The following is a 10,438-nucleotide window of genomic DNA, read 5'->3' on the forward strand; positions in this document are numbered from 1 at the left end:
ACCGGCCGCATCCGCGTTCCGGTGTCGTCAATCCGGCCTACGGCGCCGCGAACGAGCGGATCGTCGCGGCGATCGTCGCGGCGAACGACACCGACCCGGGGGCGGGCCACGTCTACGACGACGGCCCCGAGCTCGGGTGGCAGCTTGCCGCGGCCGATATCGCCGTCGTCGACATCTCCGCGATGGTGTACGACCGGCTCGCGCTCGACAAACCGCTGTTGGTCACCCGGCCCGTCGACCCGGCCGCTGCCGTCGACGTCAACGGTTACCTCGGCGCCGCCGAGTGGCTCACCGCCGATGCCGCCCCCGGTGTGCTCTTCGAGGCGGAGCGGGTGGCATCCGACGATGACGCCGTCACGCGGCGCACGGCCTGGGTGCACCATTACTTCGGCGACACCACGCCCGGTGCCGCGTCGGCCCGCTTCCACGAGGCGCTGGCACGGCTCATGGCGACGTGGGAGCAGTGGCACCAACGCAGCGGCACCGCCGACGGGGATGCCGACGAGGCCGAGCTCGACGAGGACACCGCCTGACGGCGCCGGGCGTCAGGCCGCGTCGTCGGTGTCGGGGTCCGCAGGCTCGTCGTCGACCCGGTCCGCGTCGTCGCCGCGCACGGCGCGACGGGGGATGATCTTGCCCACGGTTCCGGCGACGCTCTGCCCGGCGGTCGCCAGCGCACCGCCGACGCGGCGCGCTCCCGAGGCGGCACGGTGCTCGAGGCGCGACGCCCCCGGACGCGGTTCCAATTCGGCGGGGTACTCGGCGGGCACCGGTCCGAACGCGCGGTGCGAGCCGGCCACGACGCGCCGTCCCAGGATGTTGTTGCCGACCCCGCCGACCGCGGCGCCGACACCGTACGGCAGTGCTTTCCCGAGAAACGAGGCGCCGCCGCGTCCGGCGAACTGCCGCACGAAGGTGCTCTTGAGGCGATCGACCAGGGGCCCGACGGCCGCGCGGGGGAGTGACGTCGTGATCAGCTCGCCCCAGTACTTGTCGCGCGTCGGACCCTTGCCGGAAGCCTGGCGGCTCAGTTGCGAGACCAGCGCGACACCCTCGGAACCCAGCATCATCGTCAGCACGAGCGCGCGCGCCCGGTCGGGGTCGTCGACCCGGATGCCGTGCAGTTCGGCCAGCGACTGGGCGTACAGCGCGGTGGCTTCCAGGAAACCCACCGTCTCGACCCCGCTCAGGGCGAGGGTCACGCTCGTGCCGATACCCGGGATGACCGCGGTGGCTCCCACCGCGGCACCGGCCGAGGTCACGGCGGCGAGGTAACGGCGCTCGAGCATCCGCTCGATGTCGGCCGTGGTCGCCGTGGGGCGCCGCAGCCGGATGCTCCGCAGGTGCGCGATGACGACGGGCCGCTGGATGGACAGCATCCGATCCAGGGCGCGGATCGTGCGGGTGTGCTCGGTCGTGCCCACCGGCGGGACGCCGCCGAGCCAGGGCGCGTCATCGGGCATCGAATCGATGCGATGGACCCGGCTCATGTCCCTGGTGCGCGACCGCTCGGGTTCAGACGAACAGGTTGGCGCGCTCGAGGTCCTCGGCGAAGTCGACCTCGACGGCGTAGAGATCGGAGACGTCCATCGGCTCGATGAGAACGGAGTTCTCCACGATCGCCAGTTCCAGCCCGCGCTCGAAGTAGTCCTGGTCGTCGACCCGGCCCAGCTGCATGATGAGCGCCCGCTTGTCGCGCGCGGAGATGTAGTTGATGCCGACTGCTTCGCCGATGCCGCCCCGAACGGTCTTGGACAATTCGTCGATGTAGCCCTCGGCGCCCACGGTGTACTTGACCTCTTCGTCGCTCACCTGGGCCGTGTTGACCGTGACGAAGGACTGGTCACGCTCGATGTACGCGGCGGCGCGGGCGAGGATGCGGTGGTCGAAGACGACGTCGCCGTTCATCCACAGCACGCCCGAACGACCGGTCGTGCGTAGCGCGCGCAGCAGACTCTTGGAGGTGTTGGTCTGGTCGTAGCGGTCGTTGTAGACGTACGACGCGTGGGGGAAGGCCTCCACGATCGTCTCGGCGCGATACCCCACGACCGTGGTGATCCGCGCCCGTGCACCGAAGACGGCGCGGATGTTGTCGTGCTGCTGGCCCATGATCGTGCGACCGTCGGAAAGCTCGGTGAGGGGCTTGGGCAGGCTACGCCCCAGGCGCGAGCCCATGCCCGCGGCAAGGATGACGGTCTGAATGGTCAAGGGGTTCTCCTCGGGGAAGTGTTTATCGAACGTTCGACGAGAGGACACTCCTTCGTGCCGTCGCCATAGTAGCGAGATGACCTGAGAACACCCCGGAAGACCGCCGCTCGTTGTGGATTCGTGACAATCTCCGTGGTGTCCCGGGCTCGGAGCCTTCCGCGCGTGGTTGCTAGGTTGGTGCGATGGCCGACAATGTTCCGTACACCGGGGATGACTCCGACGAGCTCGCGGATGTCGACCGAATCGGCGCCGTCACTCCCGTGCCGCCGAAGCCGTCGATCGACCCGGCCGCTGCGGCGGCCGATCGGGCTCGGGCCGGCAACGGGGTCGTCGCGGCGGCAGAACCCGCCGTGGCAGAACCCGCCGAGGGCGAACCCGAGGAGGACCCCGCCGACGGTGACCCCGGGGAGGACTTCTCTGATGTGGAGCCCGGGGGAGAGCCTGTTGATGTGGAGCCCGGGGGCGAGTCGGCTGATGTGGAGTCCGGGGAGGAGCCTGTCGAGGCCGACACCGAGAATGAACCCACCGACGGTGAACACGGCGATGAGCCCGCCGATGTCGAGGCTGGGGATGAGCCTGTAGACGCCGATGCGGAGGATGAGCCCGCCGACGGTGCGCCCGAGGACGAACCCACCGACGGTGCGCCCGAAGAGGAACCCTCGGCGGATGAACCCGAGGAGGAACCCGCGGACATCGAGCCTGACGGAGCACCCGGGGGCGAACTGTCCGACGACGAATCCGAGGAGGAACCCCCCGCCGGCATCGAGACCGAGGTGAGCGGTGAGGTCGACGGCGAGGTGGCCGAGGACGTGCCCGACACCGACACGCCGGCCGAGGAGGTGCTCGGCACCATCGCGGCGGCTGCGGTCGCCTCCGATGCATCGGAGGAGCCGGACGCCGCGCCCGGAACCGACGCGCCTGCGATCCGGCTGGCGGGACTCGTCAAGGCGTACGGGGGAGTCCACGCGGTCGACGGGATCGACCTGGAGATCCCGTCGGGCGCGCTCTACGGCGTGCTCGGTCCCAACGGTGCCGGCAAGACGACGACCTTGTCGATGATCGCCGGGCTGCTGCGTCCCGATGCGGGAACCATCACCATCGGGGGAATCGATCTGGCCGAGGACCCGAGAGCGGCCAAAGCGCTGATGGGTCTGCTTCCCGACCGACTGCACACGTTCGATCGGCTGAGCGGGCGCCAGCTGCTCTTTTACTACGGGACGCTGCGCGGGCTGGATGCCGGCGTCGTAAACGAACGGATCGCCGACCTGGCGCGCGTGTTCGACCTGGGCGCGGCGATGGCTCGGCGCGTGTCGGACTACTCCGCGGGGATGGTCAAGAAGATCATGCTCGCCGGCGCACTCATCCACTCGCCGCGGGTGCTCGTGCTCGACGAGCCGTTCGAGGCCGTCGACCCGGTGTCGTCCGCGGTCATCCTCGACATCCTCACCGCCTTCGTCGGTCGCGGCGGCACCGTCGTGCTCTCCAGCCACGGGATGGACCTCATCGAGCGCGCGTGCACGCACCTGGCGGTCCTCGTCGAGGGTCGAGTGCTGGCTGCCGGTTCCCTCGATGAAGTGCGCGACGGCCTCACCCTCGAGAAGCGCTATCTCGAGCTGGCCGGGGGCGTCGACGACGCGGAGGGGCTGGAGTGGTTGCACACGTTCTCGGACTGAGGCTCTCCCTCCTGGTGGGGGCGTTCCGCGGCGGGCGGTCCTCGACGGTGCGCGCCGTCGCGGCCACCGCGGCGGCGTTGATCGTCACGCTGGTCGTGTGCAGCGCGGCCCTCCACATGCGGTCGATACCGGCGTCGGCCGCGACGGCCGCGTCGGTGCTCGTGGGCGCAGCAACCGTCCTGGCATGTGCCGGAGCACCGCTCGTGGGCGGGATGACCGATCCGCTCGACCCGCGCCGGTTCGCGGTCCTGAACCCGGCGCCGCGAGCGCTGGCGGGGACGTTGCTGGTCGCCTCGCTCGTGAGCATCCCGGTGGCGTGCCTGATCGCCATCTGCGTGTGCGTCGTCGTGATGTGGACCGCGCACGGCGTCGCACCGGCATCAGCGGTGCTGTCGGCCGCGCTCGGGGCGCTCACCTGCATCCTGTCGGCCAAGCTCGCCGCCGGTGCGAACGCCCGGATGACCCGCGAGCGGACGACCCGTCCGCTCGGAATCTTCCTCATCGCAGTCGTGGTCGTCGCCGTCCCCGTGGCGGTCTTTCTGGCCGTCCTGGCCCGGGACGGCGTCGTCCCGGCGGCGTTGCAGCGGGTCGTCGACGTCGTGGCGCTGACGCCTTTCGGGGCGGCCTGGGCACTGCCGGACCCGGCGTCAGGAGGCTGGTCGCTGGCCGTGGCCGTCGTCACCGTCGCGCTGCTCGTCGGCGGGTGGTACCTCGTCGTCGATCGCCTACTGCACACGGTTCCACGACCGCGCGACGGTGCGGTCGAGCCGGGGCGCATCTGGTTCGCGATCACGCCGCCGACGCCGACCGGGTCGATCGCCGCGCGCAGCCTCGTCTACTGGTTCACCGACCCCCGCTACCGTGCCAACGTCATCATCATCCCGGTCGCCGCCGTCGTCGCGGCCTTCCCGTTGCTCCTGGTCGGCGTGCCGGTGGAGACCGCGCTGCTGCTTCCCGCCCCGCTCATGGCACTCTTCCTCGGGTGGCTGGCGCACAACGACCTCGCCTACGACGCCAGTGCGCTGTGGCTGCACCTGTCCGCCGGGGTGCGCGGCACCGCCGACCGCGTGGGACGGCTGGTGCCGGTCGTCGTGATCGCGGTGCCGCTCCTGCTGATCACTCTGCTGGTGACGGGAGGGCTCATCGGCCAGCCGCGGCTCGTGCCCGCGGTCGTGGGAGTGAGCCTGTGCCTCTTCCTGTGCGGGCTCGGCGTGTCCTCGGTCGCCAGCGTGGCCGCCCCCTACGCGGTGGCGGGCCCCGGCGACAGCCCGTTCCAGCAGCCGCAACGCACGGGCGGCACGGTGATCCAGGGGATCGCCCTCGCGCTGATCCTCGTGCTGAACGCACCCGCGCTGTGGTGGGGCTGGCTGACGCTGACCGGTGACGACGGGGCCGCGACAGCGGCGCTGTGGGGCGGTACGGCGATCGGACTGGTCGTCGCGGTGGCGGGGGTGCTGCTGGGCGGATGGGTGTTCGAGCGCCGGGGCGGGGCGTTGATGGAGTTCGCCGTCGCGACCTGACCCGGCCGGGCCGGCGGCTACAATCGGGCGCATGAGCACTCCGATCGATCGCCCCGATGAGGGCGGTCTGGCAACCCTCGACCGCGAGCTCGAAGAGCTCATCCGCGAGGAGGAGATCGAACCCGGAGATCACGAGAGGTTCTCGCACTACGTCAAGAAGGACAAGATCCTTGAGTCGGCGATGACCGGCAAGCCGGTCCGCGCGCTCTGTGGCAAGAAGTGGACGCCCGGACGCGACCCGGAGAAGTTCCCGGTGTGCCCCACCTGCAAGGAGATCTACGAATCGATGGCGCGGTGAGTTCGGCTCACGCGTCGACGTAGACGGTGGGAAGCGCCGGGTCGGAACGGCTCAGCGCAAGAGCACGCGCCGGCAGCTCCGCTCGCGCCTGAGCGTGATGTGCCCGGGCGCGTGCGACACCGGGCGGCCCCTCCTGCTCGCGGTCCGGTTCGCCGCCGTCGACGAGGGTCACCTGCAGCGCCCGCTCGCCGCTGACGGCGCTCGTGGGCAGCGCGCCGAAACCATCCGCGACGACGATCGTCTCGGCCGTGGCGACCCCGGCATCCCGCGCGCGAAACGCCGCTTTGCGTCCGCCGCGCGACGTCTTGTGGGGTGAGTCCTTCGCGACGGCGACCCACGCGCCATCGGTACCCTGGCGTGCCACCAGTTTGTAGACCATGCCCGCCGTCGGCGTCCCGGATCCGGTCGCCACCGAGGTCCCGACACCGTAGGCGTCGACGGGAGAAGCGGCCAGCGCGGCGATCGCGTACTCGTCGAGATCGCTCGTGACGGTGATCTTCGTCTCGGTGGCGCCAAGGCCGTCCAGGAGCGCCCGCACCTCCGCGGCCATCGTGGGCAGATCGCCCGAATCGATCCGCACACCGCCGAGCTCGTGCCCGGCGAGCCGCACCGCGGTGGTGACGCCGTCGCGAACATCGTGGGTGTCCACCAGGAGTGTCGTGCCGGCTCCGAGCGCGGCCAGCTGTCCCCGGAACGCGTCCGCCTCGCTGTCGTGCAGCAGCGTCCAGGCGTGTGCGGCCGTGCCCATCGTCGGCACGCCCCACGTGCGCCCGGCTTCGAGGTTGCTGGTGGCGCCGAAACCCGCGATGTACGCGGCGCGCGCGACCGCGACGGCCGAGTGCTCGGCGGCGCGGCGAGAACCCATTTCCGCGAGTGGCCGGTCACCGGCCGCGATGCTCATCCGCGCCGCGGCGGTGGCGATCGCGCTGTCGTGGTTGAGGATGCTGAGGGTGAGGGTCTCCAGGAGCACCGCGTCGGCGAACGTGCCCGTCACGGTGAGGATCGGCGAACCGGGGAAGTAGAGCTCGCCCTCGCGGTAGCCGGTGATCGTGCCGGAGAACCGGTAGCCGGCCAGGTACCGCACGGTCTCGTCGGAGACGATGCGGTTGTCACGCAGGAATCGCAGGTCGTCGTCGCCGAACCGGAACGCGCGCAACGCCGACAGCAGGCGTCCGGTACCGGCCACGACGCCGAACCGGCGTCCGCCGGCCAGGCGCCGCGCGAACACCTCGAACGTGCAGCGACGGCTCGCGGTACCGTCGCGCAGGGCCGCGTCGACCATCGTCAGCTCGTACCGATCGGTCAACAGCGCGGTGGTCTCGGGCATGCGGACAGCCTAGGTGCCCGGCGCGCTAGGCTGGGTGACCGTGACGGACGCGCCGATCGGGATCTTCGACTCCGGCGTGGGCGGCCTGACGGTTGCGCGTGCGGTGTCGCAGCTGCTGCCCCGCGAGTCCATCCGCTACATCGGTGACACGGCCCACTCGCCCTACGGTCCCAAGCCGATCGCCGACGTCCGCCGCTACGGACTGGAAGTGCTCGACACCCTCGTCGCCGAGGGCGTGAAGATGCTCGTGATCGCGTGCAACACGGCATCCGCCGCGTTGTTGCGCGACGCCCGGGAACGGTACGCGGTTCCCGTCGTCGAGGTCATCGGGCCCGCCGTGCGCACCGCGATCTCGACGACGCGCAACCGCCGGATCGGCGTGATCGGCACCGAGGGGACGATCGGATCGGGTGTCTACCAGGACATGCTCGGGGTCAACGCCGACCTGACCGTGTTCGCGCGGGCCTGCCCGCTGTTCGTCGAGTTCGTCGAAGCCGGGGTGACCGGCACGCCCGAGGTGCTCGCCGTCGCCGACGACTACCTCGCCCCGCTGCGCGCCGCGGACGTCGACACCGTCGTGCTCGGCTGCACCCACTACCCGTTCCTCGAGGGCGCCATCAGCTATGTCCTCGGCCCGGACGTGTCGCTCGTGTCGAGCGACATCGAGACCGCGAAGGACGTGTACCGCACGCTGGTCTCCGGCGACCTGCTGGCGGGGCCGGATGCGGTGCCGACCCACGTGTACGAGGCCACCGGCGATTCGGCGGACGACTTCCTCGACCTCGCGCACCGGCTGATGGGCCGCGAGGTCTCGGCGGTACGTCTGGTGCAGACCGGCGCCATCGACCTCCCGGCCACCTGACCGGGCATCGCTCGACCCCCACCCCCGCTCCCATCGAAAGGCACTCCCGATGACCGACACCCGACGCGCCGACGGGCGCGGCGCCGCCGACCTGCGCACCGTGACGATCGAGCGCGGATGGAACGCGCACGCCGAAGGATCGGTCCTGGTGAGCTTCGGCGGCACCAAGGTGCTGTGCAACGCCTCGTTCACCGCCGGCGTGCCGCGCTGGCTGACCGGCAAGGGGAAGGGGTGGGTCACCGCCGAGTACGCCATGCTGCCGCGCGCGACCCACACCCGCGGCGACCGCGAATCGATCAAAGGGCGGGTGGGGGGTCGTACCCACGAGATCTCCCGGCTCATCGGGCGGGCGCTGCGCGCCGTCGTCGACACGAAGGCGCTCGGCGAGAACACCATCGTGATCGACTGCGATGTGCTGCAAGCCGACGGCGGCACCCGGACGGCCGCCATCACCGGCGCCTATGTCGCGCTCGTCGACGCGGTCGCGTGGGGTCGGGACAAGGGTCACATCGGCAAGAACTCGTCGCCGCTGATCGACTCCGTCGCGGCGGTCTCGGTCGGGATCATCGACGGTGAGCCCATGCTCGACCTGGCCTACGTCGAAGACGTGCGCGCCGAGACCGACATGAACGTCGTCGTCACCGGTCGCGGCCTGTTCGTCGAAGTGCAGGGTACCGCGGAGGGGGCGCCGTTCGACAAGCGCGAGCTGGACGCGCTCCTCGACCTCGGCGTCGCCGGGTGCGCGACGCTGCGCGACCGGCAGAGCGCCGCGCTGAGCGAATGAGCGGGTCGGCGGCGTCCGCGGGCGCACCCGGTCGCATCGTGCTCGCGACGCACAACCCGCACAAGGTCGAGGAGTTCGGGGCGATCGTGACGGCGACCCGACCAGACCTTGAAGTGGTCGGCTACGACGGCCCGGAACCGGTCGAGGACGGCGTGACCTTCGCCGCCAACGCGCTGATCAAGGCTCGCGCGGCGGCGGAGCACACCGGAATGCCGTCGATGGCCGACGACTCGGGCATCTGCGTCGACGCCCTCGGCGGCGCGCCCGGCGCCTTCTCGGCCTACTGGGCCGGGCACCGGAAAGATGCCGTAGCCAATCGCGACCTGCTCATCGACCAGCTCTCCGACATCGGCGACCCGCACCGCACCGCGCAGTTCGTCTCGGTGATCGCGCTGGTCACCCCCGGGGGCGCCGAACACGTCGTCGAGGGCGTGTGGCCGGGACGGCTCGCCGTGGCAGCGGCCGGTGAGGGCGGCTTCGGGTACGACCCGGTGTTCATCCCGGACGGCCAGCAGGCGGGCGTCGAACGCACGGTCGGGGAGTGGTCGGCAGCGGAGAAGTACGCCGATTCGCACCGCACCCGCGCGTTCCGCGCGCTGGTGCCGCTGCTGGGGGGACTGTAGCCGGCGGGTCCGGGAAAGCGCAGGTGAGGAGTGAGAATCACCATCATTCCGAACATGCCGCCAGTCGCGGTTTCGGCAGGGGTGCGGGCGTAGCCTGGAGGTGTGCACGACCACGCGCCCGGTATCCGCGGGGCTGACAATCGGCGGCTGCTGACGCTGTCGCTGTGCCTGACGGCGACCGTCATGGTCGTCCAGGTGGTCGGCGCCGTTCTCACCGGCTCGCTGGCGCTGCTCGCCGACGCCGTCCACATGTTCACCGATAGTTCGGCCCTCGTGATCGCGCTGGTGGCGAGCATCATCGCGGCTCGTCCCGCCAACGACCGCAACACCTACGGATATCAGCGGGCGGAGGTGTTCGGCGCCCTCGTGAACGCGGTGGTGCTGCTCGGTCTGTGCACGTGGATCACCGTCGCGGCCGTCGGGCGGCTGGTGCACGCTGAGCCGTACGAGGTCGCGGGCGGACTCATGCTCATCTTCGCCGTCGTCGGACTCGTCGCCAACGGGCTCGCCCTGTGGCTCCTGTCGGCGGCGCAGCGCACGAGCATGAACGTGCGCGGCGCCTACCTCGAGGTCCTCGGTGACCTGGTCGGGTCGGTCGTGGTGATCGCCGCGGCGATCGTGACCCAGCTGACGGGCTGGGTGCCGGCGGATGCGATCGCCTCGTTGGTCATCGCGGTCATGATCGCGCCGCGCGCCATCGGGCTGCTGCGCGAGGTCTTCTCCGTCCTGGGCGAGCGCGCTCCCCGCGGGACCGACGTGCGTCAGATCCGCGACCACATCCTGTCCGCCGACGGCGTCGTGGACGTCCACGACGTGCACGTCTGGCAGTTGACCCGGGGGCAGCCGGTGTTCACCGCGCACGTCGTCGTCGAAGAGCCCGTGCTCAGTAGCGGCCGTTCCGGGGCGCTCCTGACCGACCTGCAGGGGTGCCTGACGGAGCACTTCGATGTGGCGCACTCCACGTTCCAGTTCGAGCCCGCGGGGCACCGCGAGCACGACGCGCACTGAGCCGGGCTGGCATCCCGATCAGCTCTCTCGGCGTACCTGACGTGGGTCGATGTCGGATCGCACCCCCCGCCAGCGAGCGTGGCGCAGGCTTCCGTTCGGCGAGAACTCCGCGAACTCCACCTCACCGACCACGTC

General features: G+C 70.9%; 11 protein-coding genes and 1 pseudogene. 8 read left to right on the forward strand and 4 right to left on the reverse strand.

Annotated features, from left to right (window positions below):
* Positions 1–533 (forward strand): annotated as a pseudogene (locus tag ACK5KK_RS11260) (hypothetical protein); the annotation flags it as partial.
* A gap of 12 nt (positions 534–545) precedes the next feature.
* Here the strand turns inward: ACK5KK_RS11260 and ACK5KK_RS11265 are convergent.
* On the reverse strand, positions 546–1,490 hold the full coding sequence (locus tag ACK5KK_RS11265; protein WP_416890178.1) for a hypothetical protein: 945 nt from the start codon (positions 1,488–1,490) through the stop codon (positions 546–548).
* Between the two features lie 25 nt (positions 1,491–1,515).
* Positions 1,516–2,208: an NTP transferase domain-containing protein gene (locus tag ACK5KK_RS11270; protein ID WP_416890179.1), complete on the reverse strand. Its 693-nt coding sequence runs from the start codon at positions 2,206–2,208 to the stop codon at positions 1,516–1,518.
* 182 nt (positions 2,209–2,390) lie between these two features.
* Here ACK5KK_RS11270 and ACK5KK_RS11275 point away from each other — a divergent pair, with 182 nt between their 5' ends.
* The 3 genes from ACK5KK_RS11275 to ACK5KK_RS11285 are packed head-to-tail and all read left to right on the forward strand — an operon-like array spanning position 2,391 to position 5,699.
* A complete protein-coding gene (locus tag ACK5KK_RS11275) occupies positions 2,391–3,881 on the forward strand; it encodes an ATP-binding cassette domain-containing protein (protein ID WP_416890180.1) in 1,491 nt (496 codons plus the stop codon).
* Entirely contained in the window at positions 3,857–5,401 is a 1,545-nt protein-coding gene (locus ACK5KK_RS11280) for a hypothetical protein (protein WP_416890181.1), read from the forward strand. Before ACK5KK_RS11275 ends, ACK5KK_RS11280 begins: the two co-directional genes overlap by 25 nt.
* 31 nt (positions 5,402–5,432) lie before the next feature.
* Positions 5,433–5,699, forward strand: a complete 267-nt coding sequence (locus tag ACK5KK_RS11285) for a DUF3039 domain-containing protein (RefSeq protein ID WP_416890182.1) — start codon at positions 5,433–5,435, stop codon at positions 5,697–5,699.
* A gap of 7 nt (positions 5,700–5,706) precedes the next feature.
* Here the strand turns inward: ACK5KK_RS11285 and ACK5KK_RS11290 are convergent, their stop codons facing one another.
* Positions 5,707–7,026, reverse strand: coding sequence for a nicotinate phosphoribosyltransferase (locus tag ACK5KK_RS11290; RefSeq protein ID WP_416890183.1), 1,320 nt, complete (start codon positions 7,024–7,026; stop codon positions 5,707–5,709).
* Positions 7,027–7,066: 40 nt separating this feature from the next.
* On the opposite strand from ACK5KK_RS11290, the gene murI reads away from it, so the two are divergent.
* The 4 genes from murI to ACK5KK_RS11310 all read left to right on the forward strand — a co-directional run bounded on the left by murI (position 7,067) and on the right by ACK5KK_RS11310 (position 10,303).
* The gene (murI, locus tag ACK5KK_RS11295; RefSeq protein ID WP_416890184.1) at positions 7,067–7,888 is read left to right on the forward strand and encodes a glutamate racemase; all 822 of its coding nucleotides are present in this window, start codon (positions 7,067–7,069) and stop codon (positions 7,886–7,888) included.
* A 49-nt stretch (positions 7,889–7,937) separates the two neighbouring features.
* Positions 7,938–8,672: a ribonuclease PH gene (rph, locus tag ACK5KK_RS11300; RefSeq protein ID WP_416890185.1), complete on the forward strand. Its 735-nt coding sequence runs from the start codon at positions 7,938–7,940 to the stop codon at positions 8,670–8,672.
* The gene (locus tag ACK5KK_RS11305; protein ID WP_416890186.1) at positions 8,669–9,295 is read left to right on the forward strand and encodes a non-canonical purine NTP pyrophosphatase; all 627 of its coding nucleotides are present in this window, start codon (positions 8,669–8,671) and stop codon (positions 9,293–9,295) included. The genes rph and ACK5KK_RS11305 overlap by 4 nt, the downstream gene beginning before the upstream one ends.
* A gap of 102 nt (positions 9,296–9,397) precedes the next feature.
* Positions 9,398–10,303 carry a cation diffusion facilitator family transporter gene (locus ACK5KK_RS11310; protein ID WP_416890187.1) on the forward strand — a complete coding sequence of 302 codons (906 nt, stop codon included), beginning with the start codon at positions 9,398–9,400 and terminating at the stop codon, positions 10,301–10,303.
* Between the two features lie 18 nt (positions 10,304–10,321).
* On the opposite strand, the gene ACK5KK_RS11315 is transcribed toward ACK5KK_RS11310, so the two are convergent.
* Positions 10,322–10,435 (reverse strand): hypothetical protein, encoded by a 114-nt coding sequence (locus tag ACK5KK_RS11315; RefSeq protein ID WP_416890188.1) that lies wholly within the window; start codon positions 10,433–10,435, stop codon positions 10,322–10,324.
* Between the last annotated feature and the right edge of the window lie 3 nt (positions 10,436–10,438).

The organism is Microbacterium sp. (genome assembly GCF_047972865.1).
Lineage (GTDB): Bacteria > Actinomycetota > Actinomycetes > Actinomycetales > Microbacteriaceae > Microbacterium.

Excerpts from the sequence above, each read along its gene's own strand:
- ACK5KK_RS11265 (WP_416890178.1), bottom strand. The coding sequence starts at position 1,490 with ATGAGCCGGGTCCATCGCATCGATTCGATGCCCGATGACGCGCCCTGG.
- ACK5KK_RS11275 (WP_416890180.1), top strand. The coding sequence starts at position 2,391 with ATGGCCGACAATGTTCCGTACACCGGGGATGACTCCGACGAGCTCGCG.
- ACK5KK_RS11285 (WP_416890182.1), top strand. The coding sequence starts at position 5,433 with ATGAGCACTCCGATCGATCGCCCCGATGAGGGCGGTCTGGCAACCCTC.
- ACK5KK_RS11290 (WP_416890183.1), bottom strand. The coding sequence starts at position 7,026 with ATGCCCGAGACCACCGCGCTGTTGACCGATCGGTACGAGCTGACGATG.
- rph (WP_416890185.1), top strand. The coding sequence starts at position 7,938 with ATGACCGACACCCGACGCGCCGACGGGCGCGGCGCCGCCGACCTGCGC.
- ACK5KK_RS11305 (WP_416890186.1), top strand. The coding sequence starts at position 8,669 with ATGAGCGGGTCGGCGGCGTCCGCGGGCGCACCCGGTCGCATCGTGCTC.